Source organism: Glutamicibacter sp. NPDC127525 (assembly GCF_042672105.1).
GTDB lineage: Bacteria > Actinomycetota > Actinomycetes > Actinomycetales > Micrococcaceae > Glutamicibacter.
Genome location: NZ_JBHXVN010000001.1, coordinates 993,185 through 1,016,967, shown reverse-complemented (window position 1 = coordinate 1,016,967; position 23,783 = coordinate 993,185). Strand labels below are relative to the sequence as shown.

The 23,783-nt window shown below is 59.0% G+C and carries 30 protein-coding genes; 29 read left to right on the top strand and 1 reads right to left on the bottom strand.

Annotated features, from left to right (window positions below):
- Positions 1 to 44 precede the first annotated feature (44 nt).
- The 15 genes from fusA to ACFVHU_RS04690 all read left to right on the top strand — a co-directional run bounded on the left by fusA (position 45) and on the right by ACFVHU_RS04690 (position 13,639).
- Positions 45 to 2,159 (top strand): elongation factor G, encoded by a 2,115-nt coding sequence (fusA, locus tag ACFVHU_RS04760; protein WP_105657667.1) that lies wholly within the window; start codon positions 45 to 47, stop codon positions 2,157 to 2,159.
- Positions 2,160 to 2,401: 242 nt separating this feature from the next.
- On the top strand, positions 2,402 to 3,592 hold the full coding sequence (gene tuf, locus ACFVHU_RS04755; protein WP_105657666.1) for an elongation factor Tu: 1,191 nt from the start codon (positions 2,402 to 2,404) through the stop codon (positions 3,590 to 3,592).
- A gap of 154 nt (positions 3,593 to 3,746) precedes the next feature.
- Complete coding sequence (locus tag ACFVHU_RS04750; RefSeq protein ID WP_388022738.1) at positions 3,747 to 7,493, top strand: hypothetical protein; 3,747 nt, start codon at positions 3,747 to 3,749, stop codon at positions 7,491 to 7,493.
- Positions 7,494 to 7,891: 398 nt separating this feature from the next.
- The gene (rpsJ, locus tag ACFVHU_RS04745; protein WP_013349689.1) at positions 7,892 to 8,200 is read left to right on the top strand and encodes a 30S ribosomal protein S10; all 309 of its coding nucleotides are present in this window, start codon (positions 7,892 to 7,894) and stop codon (positions 8,198 to 8,200) included.
- Positions 8,201 to 8,220: 20 nt separating this feature from the next.
- The gene (gene rplC / locus ACFVHU_RS04740; protein ID WP_013349688.1) at positions 8,221 to 8,871 is read left to right on the top strand and encodes a 50S ribosomal protein L3; all 651 of its coding nucleotides are present in this window, start codon (positions 8,221 to 8,223) and stop codon (positions 8,869 to 8,871) included.
- A gap of 4 nt (positions 8,872 to 8,875) precedes the next feature.
- Entirely contained in the window at positions 8,876 to 9,478 is a 603-nt protein-coding gene (gene rplD, locus ACFVHU_RS04735) for a 50S ribosomal protein L4 (RefSeq protein WP_105657664.1), read from the top strand.
- Entirely contained in the window at positions 9,475 to 9,777 is a 303-nt protein-coding gene (rplW, locus tag ACFVHU_RS04730) for a 50S ribosomal protein L23 (RefSeq protein ID WP_013349686.1), read from the top strand. Before rplD ends, rplW begins: the two co-directional genes overlap by 4 nt.
- A 31-nt stretch (positions 9,778 to 9,808) precedes the next feature.
- Positions 9,809 to 10,648, top strand: coding sequence for a 50S ribosomal protein L2 (gene rplB, locus ACFVHU_RS04725; protein WP_105657663.1), 840 nt, complete (start codon positions 9,809 to 9,811; stop codon positions 10,646 to 10,648).
- A gap of 12 nt (positions 10,649 to 10,660) precedes the next feature.
- Complete coding sequence (gene rpsS / locus ACFVHU_RS04720) at positions 10,661 to 10,942, top strand: 30S ribosomal protein S19 (protein WP_013349684.1); 282 nt, start codon at positions 10,661 to 10,663, stop codon at positions 10,940 to 10,942.
- Between the two features lie 59 nt (positions 10,943 to 11,001).
- Positions 11,002 to 11,367, top strand: a complete 366-nt coding sequence (gene rplV, locus ACFVHU_RS04715; RefSeq protein WP_013349683.1) for a 50S ribosomal protein L22 — start codon at positions 11,002 to 11,004, stop codon at positions 11,365 to 11,367.
- Positions 11,368 to 12,150 carry a 30S ribosomal protein S3 gene (gene rpsC / locus ACFVHU_RS04710; protein ID WP_013349682.1) on the top strand — a complete coding sequence of 261 codons (783 nt, stop codon included), beginning with the start codon at positions 11,368 to 11,370 and terminating at the stop codon, positions 12,148 to 12,150.
- On the top strand, positions 12,151 to 12,567 hold the full coding sequence (gene rplP, locus ACFVHU_RS04705; protein ID WP_105657662.1) for a 50S ribosomal protein L16: 417 nt from the start codon (positions 12,151 to 12,153) through the stop codon (positions 12,565 to 12,567).
- A 2-nt stretch (positions 12,568 to 12,569) separates the two neighbouring features.
- Positions 12,570 to 12,833, top strand: coding sequence for a 50S ribosomal protein L29 (gene rpmC / locus ACFVHU_RS04700; RefSeq protein ID WP_105657661.1), 264 nt, complete (start codon positions 12,570 to 12,572; stop codon positions 12,831 to 12,833).
- Positions 12,833 to 13,120 (top strand): 30S ribosomal protein S17, encoded by a 288-nt coding sequence (gene rpsQ, locus ACFVHU_RS04695; RefSeq protein WP_105657660.1) that lies wholly within the window; start codon positions 12,833 to 12,835, stop codon positions 13,118 to 13,120. The genes rpmC and rpsQ overlap by 1 nt, the downstream gene beginning before the upstream one ends.
- A gap of 99 nt (positions 13,121 to 13,219) precedes the next feature.
- Entirely contained in the window at positions 13,220 to 13,639 is a 420-nt protein-coding gene (locus ACFVHU_RS04690) for a RidA family protein (RefSeq protein ID WP_388022731.1), read from the top strand.
- Here ACFVHU_RS04690 and ACFVHU_RS04685 read toward each other — a convergent pair.
- The gene (locus ACFVHU_RS04685) at positions 13,636 to 14,424 is read right to left on the bottom strand and encodes a helix-turn-helix domain-containing protein (protein ID WP_388022729.1); all 789 of its coding nucleotides are present in this window, start codon (positions 14,422 to 14,424) and stop codon (positions 13,636 to 13,638) included. The two genes, ACFVHU_RS04690 and ACFVHU_RS04685, sit on opposite strands and share 4 nt — an antisense overlap.
- Before the next feature lie 72 nt (positions 14,425 to 14,496).
- Here ACFVHU_RS04685 and ACFVHU_RS04680 point away from each other — a divergent pair, with 72 nt between their 5' ends.
- The 14 genes from ACFVHU_RS04680 to map all read left to right on the top strand — a co-directional run bounded on the left by ACFVHU_RS04680 (position 14,497) and on the right by map (position 23,731).
- Complete coding sequence (locus ACFVHU_RS04680) at positions 14,497 to 15,003, top strand: VOC family protein (protein ID WP_332594961.1); 507 nt, start codon at positions 14,497 to 14,499, stop codon at positions 15,001 to 15,003.
- Between the two features lie 142 nt (positions 15,004 to 15,145).
- Positions 15,146 to 16,063 (top strand): endonuclease/exonuclease/phosphatase family protein, encoded by a 918-nt coding sequence (locus ACFVHU_RS04675; RefSeq protein WP_388022725.1) that lies wholly within the window; start codon positions 15,146 to 15,148, stop codon positions 16,061 to 16,063.
- A gap of 512 nt (positions 16,064 to 16,575) precedes the next feature.
- Positions 16,576 to 16,947, top strand: coding sequence for a 50S ribosomal protein L14 (gene rplN / locus ACFVHU_RS04670; protein WP_013349674.1), 372 nt, complete (start codon positions 16,576 to 16,578; stop codon positions 16,945 to 16,947).
- 2 nt (positions 16,948 to 16,949) lie between these two features.
- A complete protein-coding gene (rplX, locus tag ACFVHU_RS04665; protein ID WP_013349673.1) occupies positions 16,950 to 17,294 on the top strand; it encodes a 50S ribosomal protein L24 in 345 nt (114 codons plus the stop codon).
- A complete protein-coding gene (gene rplE, locus ACFVHU_RS04660) occupies positions 17,294 to 17,863 on the top strand; it encodes a 50S ribosomal protein L5 (RefSeq protein ID WP_038992189.1) in 570 nt (189 codons plus the stop codon). The genes rplX and rplE overlap by 1 nt, the downstream gene beginning before the upstream one ends.
- 57 nt (positions 17,864 to 17,920) lie before the next feature.
- Positions 17,921 to 18,319, top strand: a complete 399-nt coding sequence (gene rpsH, locus ACFVHU_RS04655) for a 30S ribosomal protein S8 (RefSeq protein ID WP_013349671.1) — start codon at positions 17,921 to 17,923, stop codon at positions 18,317 to 18,319.
- Positions 18,320 to 18,339: 20 nt separating this feature from the next.
- The gene (gene rplF / locus ACFVHU_RS04650) at positions 18,340 to 18,876 is read left to right on the top strand and encodes a 50S ribosomal protein L6 (RefSeq protein WP_105657655.1); all 537 of its coding nucleotides are present in this window, start codon (positions 18,340 to 18,342) and stop codon (positions 18,874 to 18,876) included.
- A 2-nt stretch (positions 18,877 to 18,878) separates the two neighbouring features.
- The gene (gene rplR / locus ACFVHU_RS04645) at positions 18,879 to 19,250 is read left to right on the top strand and encodes a 50S ribosomal protein L18 (protein ID WP_105657654.1); all 372 of its coding nucleotides are present in this window, start codon (positions 18,879 to 18,881) and stop codon (positions 19,248 to 19,250) included.
- 29 nt (positions 19,251 to 19,279) lie between these two features.
- Complete coding sequence (gene rpsE, locus ACFVHU_RS04640) at positions 19,280 to 19,957, top strand: 30S ribosomal protein S5 (protein WP_181148849.1); 678 nt, start codon at positions 19,280 to 19,282, stop codon at positions 19,955 to 19,957.
- Positions 19,958 to 19,960: 3 nt separating this feature from the next.
- Positions 19,961 to 20,167 (top strand): 50S ribosomal protein L30, encoded by a 207-nt coding sequence (gene rpmD / locus ACFVHU_RS04635; protein ID WP_073705901.1) that lies wholly within the window; start codon positions 19,961 to 19,963, stop codon positions 20,165 to 20,167.
- A 2-nt stretch (positions 20,168 to 20,169) separates the two neighbouring features.
- On the top strand, positions 20,170 to 20,622 hold the full coding sequence (rplO, locus tag ACFVHU_RS04630; protein WP_105657652.1) for a 50S ribosomal protein L15: 453 nt from the start codon (positions 20,170 to 20,172) through the stop codon (positions 20,620 to 20,622).
- 256 nt (positions 20,623 to 20,878) lie between these two features.
- Positions 20,879 to 22,183: a preprotein translocase subunit SecY gene (secY, locus tag ACFVHU_RS04625; protein WP_105657651.1), complete on the top strand. Its 1,305-nt coding sequence runs from the start codon at positions 20,879 to 20,881 to the stop codon at positions 22,181 to 22,183.
- Positions 22,180 to 22,752 carry an adenylate kinase gene (locus ACFVHU_RS04620; protein ID WP_105657650.1) on the top strand — a complete coding sequence of 191 codons (573 nt, stop codon included), beginning with the start codon at positions 22,180 to 22,182 and terminating at the stop codon, positions 22,750 to 22,752. Before secY ends, ACFVHU_RS04620 begins: the two co-directional genes overlap by 4 nt.
- A 145-nt stretch (positions 22,753 to 22,897) precedes the next feature.
- Positions 22,898 to 23,731 (top strand): type I methionyl aminopeptidase, encoded by an 834-nt coding sequence (gene map, locus ACFVHU_RS04615; RefSeq protein WP_133833629.1) that lies wholly within the window; start codon positions 22,898 to 22,900, stop codon positions 23,729 to 23,731.
- The last annotated feature ends 52 nt before the right edge of the window (positions 23,732 to 23,783 follow it).

Genomic DNA, 23,783 nt, shown 5'->3' with positions numbered 1-23,783 from the left:
AACCGATGCCCAGCAATTCCGGCCTCACCTTATAGGGAGACAACGTGGCACAGGACGTGCTTACTGACCTTAACAAGGTCCGCAATATCGGCATCATGGCTCACATCGATGCCGGTAAGACCACTACTACTGAGCGCATCCTTTTCTACACGGGTGTGAACCACAAGCTCGGTGAAACCCACGACGGTGCTTCGACCACCGACTGGATGGAACAGGAAAAAGAGCGCGGTATCACCATTACCTCCGCTGCTGTTACCTGCTTCTGGAACAAGAACCAGATCAACATCATCGACACCCCGGGCCACGTTGACTTCACCGTTGAGGTGGAGCGCTCGCTGCGCGTGCTCGATGGCGCCGTTGCCGTCTTCGATGGCAAGGAAGGCGTTGAGCCTCAGTCCGAGACCGTTTGGCGCCAGGCTGACAAGTACGACGTTCCACGTATCTGCTTCGTCAACAAGATGGACAAGCTGGGCGCTGACTTCTACTTCACCGTAGATACCATCATCCAGCGCCTTGGTGCCAAGCCGCTGGTTATGCAGCTGCCAATCGGCTCCGAGTCCGAGTTCACCGGTGTCGTTGACCTGCTGTCCATGAAGGCATTCGTTTGGGAAGGCGACTCCAAGGGTGACGTCACCATGGGCGCTGCTTACGAAACCCGCGAAATCCCTGCCGACTTGGTTGAGCGTGCTGAAGAGTACCGCGCCAAGCTGGTTGAAGATGTCGCTGAGGCATCCGAAGAGCTCATGGAGAAGTACCTCGAAGGTGAAGAAATCTCCGTTGAGGAACTCAAGGCTGGCATCCGCAAGCTGACCGTGAACTCGGAAGCTTACCCAGTATTCTGTGGTTCGGCCTTCAAGAACCGCGGCGTTCAGCCAATGCTGGATGCAGTCATCGACTTCCTGCCGAACCCACTGGACGTTGGCGCCACCATCGGTCACGATCCGAAGGACGAAGAAGTTGAGCTGACCCGCGAGCCTTCGGAGGACGCACCGTTCTCGGCACTTGCGTTCAAGATCGCCGCTCACCCGTTCTTCGGCCAGTTGAACTTCATCCGCGTTTACTCCGGCAAGGCAGAGTCCGGCGCACAGCTGCTGAACTCCACCAAGGGCAAGAAGGAACGCGTAGGCAAGCTCTTCCAGATGCACTCCAACAAGGAGAATCCGGTAGACGAGATCCACGCAGGTCACATCTACGCTGTGATCGGCCTGAAGGCCACCACCACCGGTGACACCCTATGTGATCCAGCCCACCCAATCGTTCTCGAATCGATGAGCTTCCCGGATCCAGTGATCTCTGTGGCCATCGAACCAAAGACCAAGGGTGACCAGGAAAAGCTGTCGACCGCTATCCAGAAGCTGTCGGCGGAAGATCCAACCTTCACCGTGTCCCTGAACGAAGACACCGGCCAGACCGTCATTGGCGGTATGGGTGAGCTTCACCTGGACATTCTGGTTGACCGCATGAAGCGCGAATTCCGTGTGGAAGCAAACGTTGGCAAGCCACAGGTTGCATACCGCGAAACCATCAAGAAGGCTGTGGAGAAGGTTGACTTCACCCACAAGAAGCAGACCGGTGGTTCGGGTCAGTTCGCCAAGGTCCAGGTCTCGTTCGAGCCTCTGGAAGTTGTTGACGGCGTCACCTACGAGTTCAAGAACGCCGTGACCGGTGGTCGTGTTCCTCGTGAGTACATCCCATCCGTTGACGCTGGTATCCAGGACGCAATGCAGTACGGTATCCTCGCAGGCTACCCACTGGTCGGTGTCAAGGCTACCCTCATCGATGGTGCTTACCACGATGTCGACTCCTCGGAAATGGCCTTCAAGATCGCTGGTTCGCAGGTATTCAAGGAAGGCGCACGCCGCGCTAACCCTGTTTTGCTTGAACCGCTGATGGCTGTTGAAGTCCGTACCCCGGAAGAGTACATGGGCGACGTTATCGGCGACCTGAACTCCCGTCGTGGTTCGATCAGCGAGATGTCCGACGCTGCTGGCGTCAAGGTCATCCGCGCTGGTGTGCCACTGTCGGAAATGTTCGGTTACATTGGTGACCTGCGTTCGAAGACCCAGGGTCGCGCAGTTTACTCGATGACCTTCGACAGCTACTCTGAGGTCCCGAAGGCAGTTGCCGACGAGATCATCCAGAAGTCCCGCGGCGAGTAATCGTCTCGGTATAAAAACCTGGCCGTGACCCCCTTAGCGGGGAAGTGGCCGATCGCGGGCCGGTTCCGTTGAAAAACGGAGCCGGCACCGCAAACGGCCAACGAGGGATTTGCATCACAATGCAGGCCCCGCAGAGGACCGGAATTTCCTAAATTATCCAAGCCCCCAGTAGACTATTTCTAGTTCGTTTGCGAACCGCGCAGACGAAGAATGTCTTCTGTAAATGTTTCTAGGAGGAACTTGTGGCAAAGGCAAAGTTCGAGCGCAACAAGCCGCACGTCAACATTGGTACCATCGGTCACGTTGACCACGGTAAGACCACTCTGACCGCGGCAATCTCCAAGGTTCTGGCTGACAAGTACCCAGACCTGAACGAACAGCGCGACTTCGCTAACATCGACTCGGCACCGGAAGAGCGCCAGCGCGGTATTACCATCAACATCTCGCACATCGAGTACCAGACCGAGAAGCGCCACTACGCACACGTAGACGCTCCAGGTCACGCTGACTATGTCAAGAACATGATCACCGGTGCTGCTCAGATGGACGGCGCAATCCTCGTTGTTGCCGCTACCGATGGCCCGATGGCTCAGACCCGCGAGCACGTTCTGCTGGCCCGCCAGGTTGGTGTTCCAACCCTGATGGTTGCACTGAACAAGTCGGACATGGTTGATGACGAAGAGCTGCTCGAGCTCGTGGAGATGGAAGTTCGCGAACTTCTGTCCTCGCAGGGCTTCGATGGCGATGACGCTCCAGTGATCCGCGTTTCGGGCCTGAAGGCTCTGGAAGGCGACGCAAAGTGGGTTGCAGCTATCGAGGAACTGATGGATGCAGCTGACAGCTTCATTCCAGACCCAGTTCGCGACCGCGACAAGCCATTCCTGATGCCAATTGAAGACGTCTTCACCATCACCGGCCGCGGTACCGTTGTTACCGGTCGCGCCGAGCGTGGCACCCTGGCTATCAACTCGGAAGTTGAGATTGTTGGCATCCGCCCAATCCAGAAGACTACCGTTACCGGTATCGAGATGTTCCACAAGCAGCTCGACGAAGCATGGGCTGGCGAGAACTGTGGTCTGCTGCTTCGCGGTCTGAAGCGCGACGATGTTGAGCGTGGCCAGGTTATCGTAGCCCCAGGCTCGATCACCCCACACACCAACTTCGAAGCTAACGTCTACATCCTGTCGAAGGACGAAGGCGGACGTCACAACCCGTTCTACTCGAACTACCGTCCGCAGTTCTACTTCCGCACCACCGACGTAACCGGCGTTATCACCCTCCCAGAGGGCACCGAAATGGTTATGCCTGGCGACAACACCGAAATGTCGGTTGAGCTGATCCAGCCAATCGCCATGGAAGAGGGCCTCGGCTTCGCAATTCGCGAAGGCGGCCGCACCGTTGGTTCGGGCAAGGTAACCACCATCACCAAGTAGTCTCTACTTGATGAGGTAGTTCCCTAGTGAACTGAAAAGAATCCCCCAGCACTTTTGTGCTGGGGGATTTTTTTCGTTAAATACGAGCCCCTGCTAGTGAATATATCTAGAAGGTGGTCTAATTGGAGGGCGCGACAATTCGCTAAGTGGGGGAGTGGCATCAATGATGGGCTGGATCATCGTTTCTATCATCTTGGTTCTGTTGGCTTTCGGCCTCGGCCGGCGCCAGGGGAGTCGGGATAAATCGCAAAGCCAGCAGCAGCTTGATGCGCTGGGCGAAGCGTGGCAGCAAGGCTACGACGAGGCAGTGAAGTACCTGGGGCAACCCGGGCCGCCGGGTGCCTCGGCACCGGCTGCTGCCCAAGCGCCGGGGGTCCCCGCACAGCCGCTCGAAGCGCAGCCTGCAAGCCGCAAAGATGCAGCGCCGGCCGCATCGATGGCACCTTCCAGCCAGCCATACCTCCAGCCAGCGGCGGCCGGTGCTGCCCCCGCGTACCGCGCGCCGCTCCCCACGGCCACCCTCCAGCCTGCTGCACCGGTTAAGCCAATCAAAGTGCTCACCAAACGCGAGCGCGAACTGCGCAACATCAACATCACGCTGTACGTCGCGGCCCTGATGATCGTTGCCGCCGGCGCACTCTTCCTGAGCTTCGCGCTTCCGCCACTGTCAAAGCTCATCGCCTTGTTCCTGCTGTCTGCCGCTTTCTACGGCGGAGGCCTGGTCACCTTCGCAGTGAAACCGTCCTTGCGTCCGGCAGGAGCCGCCTTTGCCGGCACCGGGCTGGCTTTGTTGCCGCTGTGCGCCATCGCTACCTACAGCACGGTGAACATATCCGGCCCGGCGACCTGGCTGGTTTTCTCAGCCATCGGCACATTAGCCGTGGGCTACGCAACACTGACGTTCAAGTCCCGTGTTCTGGCGTGGGTTGCCGTGCTGATTCTGGTCAGCACCGCCATGGCCGGCGCGGCCGCGATGCAGCGTGGCGTCCTGTACTACATGCTGATCCTGCTGGTGCTCTCTATTGCGCTGATGCTCTTGGCGGTACGCAGCGAAAGGATCCGCCACTCAATCTTCTTCCGGGCCCTGCACGGCACCGCGCAGCTGCTGCCTGCGTTTGTCTTTGCGCTCTCGGTGATCCTCTTGGAGATGCTCGCCAGCCGGGATTTGTTCTGGATCTTCGCGTTGCTCACCGCCCAGTTGCTGCTCAGCGTCAGGCTGTTGCCCAACCTGCGGCTGCTGCGCACCTACGCTGCCCGCGCTGCTTTCATGGCGATGCTCGTGGCCGGCTGCAACTACCTCGGTTTCTCCGCAACGAGCAGCTGGCTGGTGCTCGCCTTCGCCTTCGGGCTCCAAGCCGTAGCGGTATTGCTCTGCTCCACCGGCTACCAGCAGAGGCTGGGATTGGCGCGCAGGCACCTGCAAAGTGAACGTGCGGTGCTGTGGTGCTTAGCGGTGACTTCGGTGATCGGCGCGTTTCTCTACGCGCAGGGCTTCGAGGCCTTCGTGCTCTGCTACATCGCGGTTCCCATCTTCATGGCGCTGGGCATTCCCGGCTTGCTGCGCAGCGCCAAGCTGGAAGTTGGAGTCATCGCGGTTCTTCCCCTGGTGGCGCTGGTCGATATGCAGAACCACAGTTGGCGCCCGCTGGTGGTATTCGCCCTGGCTCTGCTCGGGCTTTCGCTGGCTCAGCGCAACGCCCGGAACCTGCGCAGGGAAATGACGCTCCATGCGCGCTGGGTCCTTACCCTGGTTGGCGCAGGCGTGCTCGGTGCTGCGCTTGATGAGCTCACGGCTGGGGACTACGGAAATCCTGACGGCTCAGCCCCGTTGATTGCGGTGCTCTTCGTGCTGTTCATCTTGTGGGCGGCGAATCTGGCGAGCCGTGCCGTGCTGGATTCCGGCATGGTGCAGGGGCACCGGCTGGGACGTGTGGGCGCTTCGGGTTTACTTGGCGTGGTGCTGCTCTTCAGCCTGCGCCTGCTGTCAACCGCTGGCGACTATTCCTACGCCAGCGAAAGCACCGTGGTGTTCCTGGGCATCGGCGGGCTGGCGTGGTTCATCACTGGCCTTGTGCTCGCAGTTGGCCTGGTCATTGCCTCGGGTCGACGGCTTCGCGATATTCCTGCACAGCGCCCCGCGCTGGAACAGCCGATCAACGTCGCTGCGGCCTGCCTGCTGATGGGGCTTTATGCGCTCAGCTTCGGCAAGGAGATCTGGCCGCTGGCAATCCTCATCGGGGCGGCAACCTTGGGCTATTTCATCTGGAGCTTGCGCCGCAGCACCAATACGCGGTGGAAGATCCTCTATGCAGCGTTGGCCCAAGTGCTCTTCAGTTCCATGGTGTGGTGGATTGCCTACAGCATGGAATTCGACATCCACGGCCGGTTCTGCCTGCTGCTGGTTTCGATAGCCGTCCCGCAGCTGCTCCGCTTGCTGGCTAGCATCCGCGACGGCAAAGCACTGCGCCGGGAATTGCGCTGGATGGCAGTGGGACTGCTGGCTGGCATTCCACTGGCGGCGCTGGCCTACGGGCAGTTCGCGGGCGGCATGGATCGGGGAACGATCCTCTTGGCCTGCTTATTCTTCGGGCTGCACGGGCTGGCCGCGTTCAAGGCCGAGACCAGCTTGACGGTGGCCAAGCGACAGCTCTATCTATTTGCCCCGATCCTGGCACTGATCCTGCTGATCAGCATTCCGGCACTGGCCATGGAAGATGCGACCGGATGGGTCCGCTCTACGTGGTGGAGTTCCCAGGTTGCTTGCGCCATGCTGCTGGCCCTGAGCCTGGCGGCACTCGTGCTTGAATGGCGGTTGCGCGCCAACAAGTCGTACTCGATAGCCCTGGGCCTGGCCATCTTCCTTCCGGCGGCGTGGGCCGCCGCGTGGCAGGCGGGGTCGTGGTGGGCAGTGGGTGCGCACCTGCTGCTGGCCCTCGGCTTCATCCTGCTGGTGCACACGCGCAAGAGCGCCTGGTACGCGGCCGGAGCCGCCATCATGCTGTGCGTCGCTATCCTGCGTGCAGTCTTCGAGGTGCGGCAAGCCGGTGGGGCAGTGGTGCTAGCACCGATGGATGCCGCATGGGCGCTGGTTGGCGCGGGCCTCGCGCTGTACCTGCTGGCAATCTTCCATGGGCTAATGAAGGACCCAATTCCCGGCTATCCGGAATTCGGCTACCTCCATGCCGATCCGCCCGGCAGCGCCTCGCGCTTGTATTTCGCGGCAATGCTCCTGGCCCTGTTGCTGGCCGGTGGCATCGCCCATCTGGATGGCGGTGCGATTTGGCAGGTGGCCGGCGGAGCGCTGCTGGTCTTCGGCGTTGCGGTGCTGGTGCGGCTCTTTGAACTTCCGCGGCGGATGGTGACCTACGCAGTGGACGGCTTCATCCTCCTGGGCGCGCTGCTGGCGCTGGGCAGCTATGCCCAGATCCTTGGCACACCGCGGGCCAGCAACTTGGCGGCCTACGCCTGCATTGTTGCAGTAGTGCTGGTCGCGTGGCGCAATATCAGGGCCAACGCGCGATTGGAGAGGGCATACCTGCTGGCCGCCTCGGTGGCCGGCAGCCTGGCCTTGCTCGCCGCACTGGTCCAATCCAATGGTGTTGCGCAGGCGATCGGCCTGGTCTTCTTCGGTGGATTGGTGGCCTGGGGCTTGAAGCTGGGGGAGCGGTTGTTCATTTGGTGGGGTGCGGCGGCTATCACCTTGTCCGTCTTGTGGTTCCTGCGCGATTTGGCATTCCTCTGGCTGGTGGTCATTGGCTTGGGGCTGATTGCGGCCGCGGTCTTCAAGCTGGTGAAGGTCGACAAGCAGAATTCGCTGCCGGTGAGGCCGCAAAACCCTGTTGATCCACCGATCCCCGCGGGGCAGGAGCCGTCCGGGCAGGACGGGCCACGCGAGGTGTGAGGTCAAGATCACGGGCGCGGATAGGCATAAAAGATTTGCGCGATCGTTGCCGACCTGTCAGACTAGATAAGTTGCTTCAATGCAACCCGGTCCCCATTTATGGGGTAACCGGTCTGGTTTGAACGACCGGGATCGACTCTCACGCAGGATAATGCCTGGGGTTCGGGATCGATACGACTGCTTCAAACTATAAGGCCCTTCGATAAAGTGAAAACTTTGTGGGAGTGTTGTGACTGAAAATTTCACGACACGCCCGAGCGCGGGGGTCGGAGCCTCCTGCGGGTGAGGAACCCGGATCTGATCCGGATTCAGCCGCAGAGCAAGGCGTGCCGGTCTGCAAGGACCCGTATATAGGCACAGAAACTTTAGATAGTGCTAACAGAAAGAGGCATGACGCCATGGCGGGACAGAAAATCCGCATCCGGCTGAAGTCGTATGACCACGAGGTCATTGACGTTTCGGCCCGGAAGATCGTTGAGACGGTCACGCGCGCAGGCGCAACCGTAGTCGGCCCAGTGCCGCTGCCAACGGAGAAGAACGTGTACTGCGTTATCCGTTCGCCACACAAGTACAAGGACAGCCGTGAGCACTTCGAAATGCGCACGCACAAGCGTCTGATCGACATCGTCGATCCGACCCCGAAGGCTGTTGATTCGCTGATGCGTCTCGACCTGCCAGCGGATGTCAACATCGAAATCAAGCTTTAAGGGGAGGTGGCGAGAAAACTATGACCGCAACCCGTAATTTCAAGGGCCTGCTGGGCACGAAGCTCGGCATGACCCAGGTTTGGGATTCGAACAACAACCTGATCCCTGTCACCGTCGTGCAGGCTGATAGCAACGTTGTCACCAAGCTCATCAACGAAGAGCGCGATGGCTACACCGCAGTTCAGATCGGCTACGGCCAGATCGATCCTCGCAAGGTCACCAAGCCACTGGCTGGTCACTTCGAGGCTGCTGGCGTCACCCCACGTCGCCACTTGGTAGAACTGCGCACTGCAGACGCTGCCGAGTACACCGCAGGCCAGGAACTTTCCGTAGAGGTCTTCGAAGCCGGCCAGAAGGTCGACGTCGTAGGCACCTCGAAGGGTAAGGGCTTCGCCGGCGTTATGAAGCGTCACAACTTCCACGGTGTTGGCGCATCGCACGGTGCTCACAAGAACCACCGTAAGCCAGGTTCCATCGGCGGCGCATCGACCCCAGGTCGCGTTTTCCGTGGACAGAAGATGGCTGGTCGCATGGGTGCTGAGCGTGTTACCACTCAGAACCTGACCATTCACGCTATCGACGCTGAGAAGAACCTCCTGCTGATCAAGGGTGCCGTTCCAGGCGCCCGCGGCCGCGTCGTTCTCGTACGCAACGCCGTGAAGGGAGCATAAGTAAATGACTAAGGCACTTAACGTCGAACTGCCTGCAGAGATCTTCGACGTACAGACCAACGTCCCGCTGCTGCACCAGGTTGTCGTTGCACAGCTTGCTGCTGCCCGCCAGGGTACCCACAAGACCAAGGACCGCTCCGAGGTTTCGGGTGCAGGTCGCAAGCCGTTCAAGCAGAAGGGTACCGGCCGCGCCCGTCAGGGTTCGATCCGTGCTCCGCACATGACCGGCGGTGGCATTGTCCACGGTCCAACCCCACGTGATTACTCGCAGCGTACCCCGAAGAAGATGAAGGCTGCTGCACTGCGCGGCGCCCTGTCTGATCGCGCACGCTTCGATCGCGTTCACGTGATTGAGAACTTGGTTGCTGGCGAAACGCCTTCGACCAAGGATGCTCTGGCTACCTTGCGTTCGCTCACCGAGCGCAAGAACCTGCTTGTCGTCATCGATCGCGCCAACGATGTTGCAGCCCTTTCGGTTCGCAACCTCGTCAATGTGCACGTTCTGTACGTCGACCAGCTGAACACCTACGATGTTCTGGTTTCGGATGACGTAGTCTTCACCAAGGCTGCCTTCGATGCCCTGGTCCAGAAGGAGGAAGCCAAGTGAGCGCGTTCTCAAAGGCTCCACACGACGTGGTCATCGCACCTGTCGTATCGGAAAAGAGCTACGGTCTGATCGATCAAGGTCAGTACACCTTCGAGGTGGCACCAAGCTCCAACAAGTCGGAAATCAAGTACGCCGTTGAAGCGATCTTCAACGTCAAGGTTGACTCCGTAAACACCATCAACCGAGCTGGTAAGCGCAAGCGCACCCGCTTCGGGTGGGGATCGCGCAAGAGCACCAAGCGCGCCATCATCACCTTGAAGGACGGCTCGATTGACATCTTCGGCGGTCCGCTTTCCTAAGCGGAGACCACTTTAACGAGGAATATTAATAATGGGAATTCGTAAGTACAAGCCGACTACCCCGGGCCTTCGCGGCTCGTCGGTAGCCGACTTCGCAGAAATCACCCGATCGACTCCGGAAAAGTCGTTGGTTCGTCCCCTGACCAAGTCAGGCGGCCGTAACAACACCGGTAAGATCACCACCCGTCACAAGGGTGGCGGACACAAGCGCGCCTACCGTGTTATCGACTTCCGTCGTCACGACAAGGACGGCGTTCCGGCAAAGGTCGCTCACATCGAGTACGACCCGAACCGTACCGCTCGTATCGCACTGCTCCACTACGTGGACGGCACCAAGCGCTACATCATCGCACCGAACAACCTCAAGCAGGGTGACCCAATTGAGGCCGGCGCAAGCGCCGACATCAAGCCAGGCAACAACCTGCCACTGCGTAACATCCCGGTTGGTACCGTGATTCACGCTGTTGAGCTTCGCCCAGGCGGCGGCGCTAAGATGGCTCGTTCCGCTGGTGCATCGATCCAGCTGGTAGCCCGTGAGGGCCGCTACGCCCAGCTGCGTTTGCCTTCGGGTGAAATCCGCAACGTTGATGTGCGCTGCCGCGCAACCATCGGCGAAGTTGGCAACGCTGAGCAGATCAACATCAACTGGGGCAAGGCCGGCCGTATGCGCTGGAAGGGCGTACGCCCAACCGTTCGCGGTGTTGTCATGAACCCAGTTGACCACCCACATGGTGGCGGTGAGGGCAAGACCTCCGGTGGTCGTCACCCGGTCAACCCTAACGGTAAGCGTGAGGGACGCACCCGTCGTCCAAACAAGGAAAGCGACAAGCTCATTGTGCGTCGCCGCAAGACCGGCAAGAACAAGCGATAGGAGCCTGGAAACATGCCACGCAGCCTGAAGAAAGGCCCCTTCGTCGATCAGCACCTGTTCCTAAAGGTCGTTGCTGAAAACGATAAGGGCACCAAGAACGTCATCAAGACGTGGTCCCGCCGTTCGATGATCATCCCGGACATGCTGGGACACACCATCGCCGTACACGACGGTCGCAAGCACATTCCTGTGTTCGTAACCGAATCGATGGTTGGACACAAGCTCGGAGAGTTTGCCCCAACCCGTACGTTCCGTGGCCACGTGAAGGACGACAAGAAGGGCAAGCGCCGCTAGGCCCCGCAAGGGTACTAGTATCGCTTAGCACTTCTTCGATAGACGAGAGAAGGATAGCAATGGAAGCCAAGGCAATTGCGCGTCACATCCGCGTAACGCCTATGAAGGCCCGGCGCGTCGTCAACCTTGTTCGTGGTCTGCAGACCAACGAAGCACTGGCCATCTTGAAGTTTGCCCCACAGGCAGCTTCGGAGCCGGTATACAAGGTTGTCGCATCGGCAGTGGCTAACGCCCGTGCCGCCGCGGACCGCGCAGGTGAAGCATTCAATGAGGACGAGCTGTTTATCAGCGAAGCGTTTGTTGACGAAGGTCCGACCATGAAGCGGTTCCAGCCGCGTGCACAGGGTCGCGCATTCCAGATCAAGAAGCGCACCAGCCACGTGACTGTGGTTGTTTCAACCACGCAGAAGGGTGGGGAGAACTAAATGGGACAGAAGATTAACCCGAACGGTTTCCGTCTCGGCATCACCACCGATCACGTTTCCCACTGGTTCGCTGATTCCAGCAAGCCAGGCCAGCGTTACGCTGACTACGTGAAGGAAGATGTCCAGATCCGCGCCCTGCTGTCTAACGGCATGGATCGCGCTGGCATCGCCCGCGTCGAGATCGAGCGTACCCGTGACCGCGTACGTGTGGATATCCACACTGCACGTCCAGGTATCGTCATTGGTCGTCGCGGCGCAGAAGCTGACCGTATTCGTGGCGAGCTGGAAAAGCTCACCAAGAAGCAGGTTCAGCTGAACATCCTCGAGGTCAAGAACCCTGACATGGAGGCCATGCTGGTCGCCCAGGGCATCGCCGAGCAGCTTGCTTCCCGCGTGGCTTTCCGCCGTGCGATGAAGAAGGCAATGCAGTCGGCAATGCGCGCTGGTGCCAAGGGCATCCGCGTTCAGTGCTCCGGTCGACTTGGCGGCGCAGAAATGTCCCGCAAGGAGTTCTACCGCGAAGGCCGTGTGCCACTGCACACCCTGCGCGCGAACATCGACTTCGGCAAGTTCGAAGCCAAGACCACCTTCGGCCGTATCGGCGTGAAGGTCTGGATCTACAAGGGTGACGTAACCGCCAAGGAACTGGCTGCACAGCAGGCTGCTGCTCCAGCTCGTGGCGGCCGCGGTGGCGGCAACGACCGTCCACGTGGCGGCGAACGCCGTCGTCGTAACGATCGCAAGGGCGCTGCAGCTCCGGCTGCGGAAGGAGGACAGGCTTAAATGCTTATCCCACGTCGTGTGAAGTTCCGCAAGCAGCACCACCCAAAGCGTTCGGGTGCTGCCAAGGGCGGTACCACCGTTGCTTTCGGTGAGTACGGCATTCAGGCGTTGACCCCGGCTTACGTGACTAACCGTCAGATCGAAGCCGCTCGTATCGCCATGACCCGTTACATCAAGCGTGGCGGTAAGGTCTGGATCAACATCTACCCAGACCGTCCGCTTACCAAGAAGCCTGCCGAAACCCGCATGGGTTCCGGTAAGGGTTCGCCGGAGTGGTGGGTCGCCAACGTAAAGCCAGGACGAGTCATGTTTGAACTCGGTGGCGTCAGTGAAGAGGTAGCTAAAGAGGCATTGCGTCTTGCAATCCACAAGCTGCCAATGAAGGCACGCATCGTGCGTCGTGAAGGTGGTGAATAGGGATGTCTATCGGCTCGAAAGACCTTAGCATTGAGTCCCTGGACGGCTTCGATACCGCTCGTTTGAACGAGGAATTGAAGAAGGCCAAGGCAGAACTGTTCAACCTGCGTTTCCAGTCGGCTACCGGCCAGCTGGATTCCCACGGGAACCTGAAGACCATCAAGCGCGATATTGCACGCATTTACACTGTGCTGCGCGAGCGCGAGCTGGGCATTCGTCAGGATGTCGTTGTTCCGGTTGAAGAAACCAAGAAGGATTCCAAGTAATGAGCGAGAAGGAGAACGGTGTGGATAACGCTACCGAGCGTAACGACCGCAAGACCCTCCGTGGTTACGTGGTATCTGACAAGATGCAGAAGACCATCGTCGTAGACGTTGAGGACCGTGTTAAGCACGCCCTTTACGGCAAGGTCATGCGTCGCAACAAGAACGTGAAGGCTCACGACGAGAACAACGACGCCGGCATCGGCGACTTGGTTGTCATCGCTGAGACCCGCCCGCTGTCTGCTGACAAGCGCTGGCGTCTCGTTGAGATCGTGGAGAAGGCTAAGTAAGCTTTCGCTTCGATTTCACGGATCTCGTGATTGAAGAATGCCCCGAACACTTCGCAAGAAGAGTTCGGGGCATTTCTGTCGTAAAAAGCAGTGAATAAAATGCCACACTGGACTATGGAACAGATCAGGAAACTGCGTCCCGCTGGCCTTGTCAACTCCCCAGCTTTCAGCCACGTAGCCATCGTCCCGCCGGGTGCCACGACTATCTATGTTGGCGGGCAGAACGCTGTAGACGGCACAGGGCAGCTGATCGGAGCCGGGGATGCCGCAACGCAGGCGACCAGGGCACTGGGAAACGCCAAGCTCGCACTGGCGGCGGCCAGCGCGGGATTCCAGGATGTTGTGCAGTGGAACGTGCTGCTGGTGGAAGGAACCGACGTCATCAGCGTCTATGGAGCCATAGGCGAACAGTTGGCAGCCACTGAACCACCCCTGGTGTCTGCAGCCTTCGTCGCGAAGCTCGGTGTGCCAGGTGCGCTGGTTGAAATCAGTGCCGTGGCGGCAGTACCGCCAGACTAGGTCCGGCCCTTTCGATAGGTAACAGGGGAGTAGCCCAAGACTTTGCGGAAGTCTGCCGCTAGATGGGCTTGATCCGCATACCCCATTTCCGCTGCGATGCCAGCGATAGAAACTGCAGTGTCCTCGCGCAGCCGATGAGCAGCCTCTTGCAAACGGTACCGCCGAATCACCGCCAGCGGAGCCAGTCCCAAATACCTTTCCGAAATCCGTTGCAGACTACGTGTACTGAGCGACAAGCGATGGGCCAGTTGGGAGACCCTTACGATTCCGCGCTCCGCCGCGACGGTGTCGAGCAGCTTATTAGCTTGGAGGCCAGAACTTGTGGCTGCTGGAAGGTGAGCGGTGAGCCACGAACCGAAGAGCTCAGCACAGGTCGAACCGGAGTCCCCGTGGCCGGGTTGAGCCTTCACCCTTGTTATCGAGGCCAGCAGCCCAGGTGCGCTGAACTGGATTTCCTGGTCCAGCAACTCTGCGGGGGACACGTTGAGAGCCTGCGCAGCCGCTGGGCGCAACAAGGCGGAGACTGCCCAACTGCTCCCGGACAGGTCGCGGTGCGAAGCGCCGCTGGCCGGGCCGGAAAGCGTAACGCCTCCTGGCTCAATAACCAGATTCATTTGCGGAAAGGGCAGGAGTTCTTGCCGTGAGGTACGTCCGGGCGCGATGTTCCAATCCACCAGCCAAAACCAGGAGACCAATTCCTGCAGTCCTGGACCGGGGGAGAATCGCTCGATTGCCGATAGCCGGGCAGGATAGAGAACGCCTCGCGGATCCGGTGCTGATTCCATGGCCTCTACCACCCGTGCAGGTTGTCGCATATCTACAAGAACCAGCGTGCCACACAGACTTAGCCTAGGGACATGGAAAATCAAGATGAAGTCACGCAAGGTGTGACGGGAATGCATACAACTGCCGGTGTCCCTCATGGATTCACCAGTCTGACGCCATTCTTGACTGTGCCCAACGCAAGGGCAGCGCTGGGATTCTATGAAGAAGTATTCGGTGCGACAATGGTAGATTCCACCGAAATGGGAGGCGTTGTCGTGCATGCAGAAATTGCATTCGGCAATGGCCGTTTGCAGATCGGGGAACCTTCGCCGGCCTACGGACTAGTCAGCCCGCCAGCTTCGCCGAATGCCTGCTATTCCTTGGGTTTCTACTGCGAAAACGCAGATGAGGTGGTGGCCAGGGCCGAGGCTGCCGGTTCCAGTATCCGAGAACCACTGGGCAACTTCGTCTCGGGTGACCGCTTCGCTTCGATTCTGGATCCCTTCGGTGTGCGCTGGTCCATCATGTCCAGGGTGGAAGACCTGTCGCTGGAAGAGAGCGCCCAGCGCGTCGCGCAGTGGGCCTCGCAGCAGTCATGAAGAAGCCAAGGGCAGTCGCAATCGCATCGAGCCGCTATCGTACCTAGGCGGAAGTGTCCTTGCCGGAATTATCATCCGCTTCGAATAGGCTCGGATGATGATGACGATGACGCGTGCCCGAAAACCTTCCCTGGGATGGCCTATGGGTACGCTTCTTGTTGCTTCCCTAGCTATTGGCATACTCCCGTATCTGGGTTTCCCCGGTGCAGGATTGATTCCCAAGCTTCAGGCATTCCAGCCATATCTGTTGCTCTTCCCGGCAGTGGTTCTGGTTATCGGGCTACTGCGCAAGCAATGGCTCATCAGCGGGTTCGTGCTGGTGTTCCTGCTTTGCGGTACACTGCCCAGCGTGCAATGGAGCTCTCCCGCTGGCCAGACCGGAAACGGCAGCTCCGAGCTGGTTCTCCTATCGTTCAATGCCCTGAAGGCAGGAGCGAATCCGGCGCAGCTCGCTGAACTGATCAGGGACACGGATCCGCAGATTCTCGTCCTTGTTGAAACCAGCGAACCAATGCACCAGCAACTCGCAGGGCTGGACGCGCTGGATGAATTTGGCTATCGGAGCCAAGACGCACCCGCCGGGGGAGAACGGGATACCGTGATTTTCTCAAAGTACCCATTGCAGGAACGCTCCACCGATCTGGATTCAGCGGACACCGGTTGGTACTCCTTGCCGGTTGCCGATGTGCAGGCACCCGGTGGGATCGTGCGGGTGGCCGGCATCCATGTCTATCCGCCGGTTGGCGATGCGCAACGATGGAGCCAGGGCTTGGAAGCAGTCATCGACTGGTCGAATCAGCAGCGGGATCATCCCGTTATCCTTGCTGGCGACTTCAACTCAGTTCGCTCCCATCCAGGATTCCGTGCCCTGGGACACGGGTATGCGCAGGCTGATGGAGTCTGGCCCCGCGCGACCTGGCCAGCCGGCCGGAGCTTCCCGCCATTGATCGGCATTGACCATATCGTGGCGAAGGGCCTGTCCATCACGGGCTCTTCTTCTCACATCATCGACGGCTCGGATCATCTTGCGGTGAGCGCCACGGTCGAATTCCGTCGCTGAGCAATGATTCCTGCCGGTGACGGCCGGATGCTGGAGCTGCCCAGGGCTGACCGAAAAATAATTTCACTTTTGGCGATTCAGCCGCTTTTTATCCACGGCGGCGCATGGGCTACCTCGAATGGCACTCTGATGCCGCCGCAAGCGACCAGTTGCCCAACTGGATGGCAGCACCAAAACCCCGAAATTCAGCGAATCTGCGGTGTCCAAGGTGTGACGAACGACGCTCGCTTTTCTCTTACCACACCATTTCGGATTCGCGCCACTCTAGGCTAGACTTAAGAATCTGTGCGCATCATGCCCGGGGACTATCCACCTTCGACATAATGCAGTGCGGTCCAAATCCGTTTGGCCGCGCAAGTGCAGCCTCGATATTTTACGCCTCGGCCCTGCCGGCATTTGGGATCAGCATTCGGTGCGCCCGCGCCAGTGGGGGTAAGCGATACGTATCGTGGAGACCATATCCGTTCCGCAAGGCTCATTCATGAGAACCAGCGAGACGACAGGAGTAAGAAGTGATTCAGCAGGAGTCGCGACTTAAGGTTGCCGATAACACTGGTGCTAAGGAAATCCTTACCATTCGTGTTCTTGGTGGCTCGAAGCGTCGCTACGCAAGCATTGGCGACACCATTGTCGCTACCGTCAAGGATGCAATTCCTGGCGGCAACGTAAAGAAGGGCGACGTCGTAAAGGCAGTCGTCGTTCGCACCAAGAAGGAAATCCGTCGTGCAGACGGTTCCTACATCAAGTTCGACGAGAACGCTGCAGTTATCCTCAAGGGTGACGCTGCCGATCCTCGTGGTACTCGTATTTTCGGCCCAGTGGGCCGCGAGCTTCGTGACAAGAAGTTCATGAAGATCGTTTCGCTGGCTCCGGAGGTGCTGTAACCATGGGCGCAAAGATCAAGAAGGGTGACCTGGTTCAGGTCATCGCTGGCAAGGAACGTGGCTTGCAGGGCAAGGTCCTGAAGGTCATTACCGAGTCCAACCGCGTGCTGGTCGAAGGCGTTAACCGCGTCACCAAGCACACCAAGGCAGGTCAGACCGAATCCGGTTCGACCACCGGCGGCATCGAGGTTGTCGAGGCTCCAGTGCACGTTTCCAACGTTGCAGTGGTTGACCCAGAGACCAAGAAGCCAACCCGCGTCGGCTTCCGCGAGGAAACCGTAGAAAAGAACGGCGTGTCCAAGACTGTACGCGTTCGTTACGCCAAGGCTTCCGGAAAGGATCTGTAATGACTGAAGCAGCCACCAAGATCCAGCCACGTCTGAAGGCTAAGTACGCAGCTGACATCCGCCCTGCCCTGCAGGAGCAGTTCAACTACGCCAACCCAATGCAGGTACCATCCCTGACCAAGGTTGTCGTGAACATGGGTGTTGGCGAAGCAGCCAAGGACTCGAAGCTCATTGAAGGCGCCGTACGCGACCTGACCGCAATTACCGGTCAGAAGCCAGTGGTTACCAAGGCCCGCAAGTCGATCGCACAGTTCAAGCTGCGCGAAGGCATGCCAATCGGTACCCACACCACCCTGCGTAACGATCGCATGTGGGAATTCGTCGACCGCCTGATCACCCTGGCACTGCCTCGTATCCGCGACTTCCGCGGCTTGAGCGACCGCCAGTTCGATGGCAATGGCAACTACACTTTCGGTCTGACCGAACAGTCGATGTTCCATGAAATCGATGTGGACAAGGTTGACCGCGTACGTGGTATGGACATCACTGTCGTTACCACCGCCAAGACTGATGACGAAGGCCGTGCCTTGCTTAAGGCTCTGGGCTTCCCATTCAAGACCAACAACTAATCTCACTACGTTACAGGTCCGCTAAGGAAACCGTAACGAGGAAGGGCTGAAGCCCACATGTCTATGACAGATCCAGTCGCAGATATGCTGACTCGTCTGCGCAACGCCAACTCGGCTTACCACGACACTGTGTCGATGCCGTCGAGCAAGCTGAAAGTGCGCATTGCTAACATCCTCAAGGAACAGGGCTACATCGCCTCGTTCGAGGAAGTAGCAGCAGAAGTCGGCAAGACTCTGACTATCACTTTGAAGTACGGCCCATCGCGCGAGCGTTCGATCGCTGGCGTACGCCGTATCTCCAAGCCAGGTCTTCGCGTTTACGCAAAGTCCACCAACCTGCCTCACGTGCTCGGTGGTCTTGGTATCGCTATCCTGTCCACCTCCTCCGGTCTGCTTACTGACCGTCAGGCTGCAAAGAAGGGCGTGGGTGGGGAAGTCCTCGCCTACGTCTGGTAACGGGAAAGGGGAAACATACAATGTCACGTATTGGACGTCTTCCGATTTCCGTACCTGCCAACGTTGAGTTGAACGTCGACGGCCAGCTGGTCGCCGTCAAGGGTCCTAAGGGTGAACTTTCGATCACCGTTAAGGCTCCAATCACCGTTGCCAAGGACGAGAACACTGTTACCGTCAGCCGCCCGAACGACTCCCGCGAGGCTCGTTCGCTGCACGGTCTGACCCGTACCTTGATCAGCAACATGATCACTGGTGTAACCGATGGTTACGAGAAGAAGCTCGAAATCCACGGTACCGGTTACCGCGTACAGGCTAAGGGTGCCGAGCTGGAGCTTGCTCTGGGCTACTCGCACCCAGTGAAGGTTGCTGCCGTTGAGGGCATCACCTTCTCGGTCGAGGGCAACAACAAGATCACCGTTGCCGGTATCGACAAGCAGCACGTCGGTGAAGTTGCCGCTAACATCCGCAAGCTGCGCAAGACCGAGCCTTACAAGGGCAAGGGCATTCGCTACGCTGGCGAGATCATCCGCCGCAAGGTCGGAAAGGCTGGTAAGTAATCATGGCTATCGGAATCAAGGGCAAGAGCAAGTCCGCTCAGCGCGGTCGTCGTCATCAGCGTTTGCGCAAGCACATCGTTGGTACCTCCGTTCGTCCACGCCTGGTTGTCAACCGCTCGGCTCGTCACATCTTCGTACAGATCGTAGACGACTCGCAGGGTATCACCCTGGCCAGCGCATCGACCATGGAAGCAGATCTTCGCGCAAGCGATGCCGACAAGACCGCAAAGTCCAAGCGCATTGGTGAGCTCGTTGCAGAGCGCGCCAAGGCTGCTGGCATCGAAGCAGTTGTCTTCGACCGCGGTGGCAACAAGTACCACGGTCGCGTGGCTGCTGTTGCTGACGGCGCACGTGAAGGTGGGCTGGCACTGTGAGCGAAGCAACTAACAAGAAGGAAACTCAGGTGTCTGAAGCTACTGAAGCAGTCGAGACTGCATCGGCTCCCGCTACCGAGAACGCAGGATCCCGTCGCGGCGAAGGCCGCGGTCGTGGTGAAGGCCGTGGACGTGGCGAAGGCCGCGGTCGTGGTCGTGACCAGAAGGATAGCCGCAACGAAGACAAGGACAAGTTCCTTGAGCGCGTTGTAGCTATCAACCGCGTCTCCAAGGTCGTCAAGGGTGGTCGTCGCTTCAGCTTCACCGCACTTGTGGTCGTTGGCGACGGCAACGGTATGGTCGGCGTTGGCTACGGTAAGGCCAAGGAAGTTCCTGCTGCTATCGCAAAGGGCGTAGAAGAGGCCAAGAAGTCCTTCTTCCGCGTTCCACGCGTTGGCACCACCATTCCACACCTGGTCAAGGGTGAGGCCGCCGCTGGCGTTGTCTTGCTCCGTCCAGCAGCTCCTGGTACCGGTGTTATCGCCGGTGGCCCAGTGCGCGCCGTGTTGGAGTGCGCAGGCATCCACGACATCCTGTCGAAGTCGATGGGTTCGCAGAACCAGATCAACATCGTTCAGGGCACCATTGCTGCACTGAAGGCTCTGGAAGAGCCTGAAGCTGTTGCAGCTCGCCGCGGTCTTCCGCTGGACGAGGTTGCACCAGCAGCAATGCTGCGTCACATCCAGGCCCAGAAGGCAGGTGCTTAATCAATGGCTAAGAACATTGTTCCAAGCGATGCCAAGCTGGCAATCACCCAGGTCAAGTCCATCATTGGTGGAAACCAGAGCCAGCGCGACGTTGTTCGCTCGCTGGGTCTGAAGCGCATCGGTCACACCGTTGTTCGCACCGCCGATCCTGTGACTGTTGGCATGGTCAACAAGGTCCCACACCTGCTGAAGGTCGAGGAGGCGAAGTAGAGATGGCTGAAGAAAAAGCACTTAAGGTTCACCACCTGCGCCCAGCTGAGGGTGCCAAGACCGCTAAGACCCGCGTGGGTCGCGGTGAGGGCTCCAAGGGTAAGACCGCAGGTCGCGGTACCAAGGGTACCAAGGCTCGTTACCAGGTGAAGGCAGGCTTCGCAGGTGGTCAGCTTCCGCTGCACATGCGTCTGCCAAAGCTGCGCGGCTTCAAGAACCCATTCCGCGTCGAGTTCCAGGTTGTAAACCTGGACAAGATCTCGGAACTGTTCCCAGAAGGTGGCGAAGTCACCGTCGAGGCACTGGTTGCCAAGGGCGCCGTTCGCAAGAACCAGCCTGTCAAGGTGCTGGGCACCGGCGACATCACGGTTAAGGTTGACGTGAAGGTTAACGCCTTCTCGACTTCCGCTTCCGAGAAGATCGCTGCTGCTGGCGGCTCGGCAAACACCCTCTAATACAGGGTCAAGCCTTTGAATGGTCCCGGTTCGCGTTGAGCAATCAACGTGAACCGGGACTTTCTTTTTCTCTCGGCGAAACATTCTAAGATTTCTTATAATTGCTTGGCTGATTAGTCGGTTTAGGATCATTCCTGCAAACATTTGTGTGCATTTCGTGTGGCGCATTTGGCAGGATTGCCTAACAGACCGCTAGAATCGTTAGGTCTGGGAAGAATCTCTTCCTCAGGCTCAAGCACTTACTTCAGGAGGACGCTTGTTCAGCGCCATAGCCCGAGTTTTTCGGACGCCTGATCTGCGCAACAAGTTGCTGTTCACGCTTGGGATCATTGCGATCTATCGTGTCGGTGTATTCATTCCCGCTCCGGGCATTGATTACAGCAACGTTCAGCAGTGTCTGGCAATGGGTGAAACCACCGGTGGACTTTATTCATTCGTGAACCTGTTCAGCGGCGGCGCCCTGTTGCAGGTCTCGGTTTTCGCAATGGGAATCATGCCGTACATTACTGCGGCAATTATCGTCCAGTTGCTGCGTGTGGTGATCCCGCACTTCGAGGCCCTGCACAAGGAAGGCCAGGCCGGCCAGGCCAAGATGACGCAATACACGCGTTACCTGACCATCGCCTTGGCACTGCTTCAGGGAACCACCTTGGTCACCCTGGCCCGTACCGGCAGCCTGTTCCCAAGCTGCACCCTTCCGCTGGTCCCGGATGACTCGTTGATTGTCATCCTGCTGATGATCATCACCCTTACCGCAGGCACCGGCCTGATCATGTGGATGGGCGAGTTGATCACCGAGCGCGGCATCGGCAACGGCATGTCCATCCTGATCTTCATCTCCATCGCTTCGGGCTTCCCATCCTCGATGGGCGCCATCTTCCAGGCGCAGGGCATCATGACCTTCATTGGCGTGCTGCTGGTGGGCTTGTTGATTGTAGCCCTGGTGGTCTTCGTCGAGCAGTCCCAGCGACGTGTTCCGGTGCAGTACGCCAAGCGCACCGTGGGACGCCGCACCGTGGGCGGCACCTCCACCTATATTCCATTGAAGCTGAATATGGCGAACGTGATCCCAGTGATCTTCGCCAGCTCCATCCTGGCTTTGCCGCAGATGATCGTTCAGTTCAACCAGAACGATGACGGCACCTTGCCCCAGTGGGCGATGTGGCTGCAGGAGCACTCGGCAACTTCATCGCCGTGGTACATGCTGGTGTACACCTTGATGATCATCGGCTTCACCTACTTCTATGTTGCGATTACCTTCAACCCTGAAGAGGTCGCCGACAACATGAAGAAGTACGGCGGATTCATTCCGGGCATTCGTGCTGGTCGTCCGACCGCCGATTACCTGCAGTACGTGATTTCCCGTATTACCTTCCCGGGCGCGTTGTACCTTGCGTTCGTTGCGTTGATCCCGCTGATTGCCTTCGTGCTGTTCAACGCTGACCAAAGCTTCCCATTTGGCGGTACATCGATCCTGATTATGGTTGGTGTGGGTTTGGAAACCGTCAAGCAAATCAATGCTCAAATGCAGCAACGGAACTATGAAGGGCTTCTGCGATGAGTCGACTGCTTATTATTGGACCACCCGGTGCCGGCAAAGGCACCCAGGCCGTAAAGATCTCCGAGCGCTTGGACATTGTCGCCATCTCGACCGGCGACATCTTCCGTGCCAACGTCAAGGGCGGAACCCCGCTGGGTCTCGAAGCCAGCAAGTACATTGACAACGGAGACTTTGTCCCTGATTCGGTCACCAACAACATGGTTGAAGACCGCCTGAACCAGGACGACGTCGCCAAGGGCTTCCTGCTCGATGGCTACCCGCGCACCAGTGCGCAGGTGGACGCGCTGGATGCGATGCTGGCCAACAAGGGCATCGCCCTGGACGCAGTGCTGCAGCTGACCGCTGATGACGACGAGCTGGTAGCCCGTCTGCTGAAGCGTGCGCAGATCGAAGGCCGCGCCGATGACACCGAAGAGGTCATCCGCCACCGCCTGGGCCTGTACAACGACGAGACCCGCGTCGTTGTGGAGCGCTACGAGGAACGCGGCATCGTGCGCAAGGTCGACGGCCTGGGCGCTATCGACGAAGTCACCGAGCGTGTTCTTGCAGCGTTGAACGTCAACGCCTAGACACAAGCGTTACAACGCGCAGGGACCGTGCAGCAACAATGGATGTTGCAGCCCGGTCCCTGCGCACTTTTTGCATTGATGGACCTTGCGGTTGCCGGCAGCGGCACACGGCAAGGACATCACACTTTGAGGCAGGGGAATCACATTGGCTTTAGGACAGCCGAAAATCGAGTACAAATCCAACTCCGAGATCCTGAAGATGCGCCAGGCCGGATTGGTGCTGGCTGAAGCGCTGGACGAAGCCGTTGCGATGGCTCGGCCCGGGGTGCGGACCGAAGAGATCAACCAGGCCTTTGGCAAGGTGCTCGAACGCCACAACGCGACCAGCAACTTCCTTGGCTACCATGGCTTCCCAGCGAACATCTGCGCTTCGGTCAATCACGAGGTAGTCCACGGCTTCCCATCGGACTACGAGCTGAGGGACGGCGACGTGCTGAAGATCGATGGCGGCGCCATCATCGACGGCTGGCACTCCGACTCGGCACGCACCGTGCTGGTGGGCGAGAACATCGACCCAGCTGACCAGCGCCTGAGCGACATCACCGAGCAGGCCATGTGGGCCGGCATCGCCGCGGCGGCCAACGCACGCTTCATCGGCCAGATCGGCCAGGCCATCGATGACTTCGTCACCAGCCAGCCAGGCGACGAGCTGGGCATCCTCGAGGATTACTGCGGCCATGGCATCGGTTCGCAGATGCACATGGCACCGGATGTGCTGAACTACAACTCGGGGCACCGCGGCCCACGCATCAAGCCGGGCATGTGCTTGGCCATCGAGCCAATGCTGGTTCGCGGTGGCATCGAAACCTCCGTGCTGGAAGACGACTGGACTGTTGTCACCAACGACAAGTCCAACGCCTCGCAGTGGGAGCACACCGTGGCATTCCACATGGGCGGCATCTGGGTATTGACCGCGCACGATGGGGGAGCGGCCGGACTGGCCCCATTCGGCGTGACCCCATCGCCGATCCAGGGCTAGCACCAGCCTGGAAATCATCGGATCCAGTACGCCACATGGCTGTGGCGTGCTG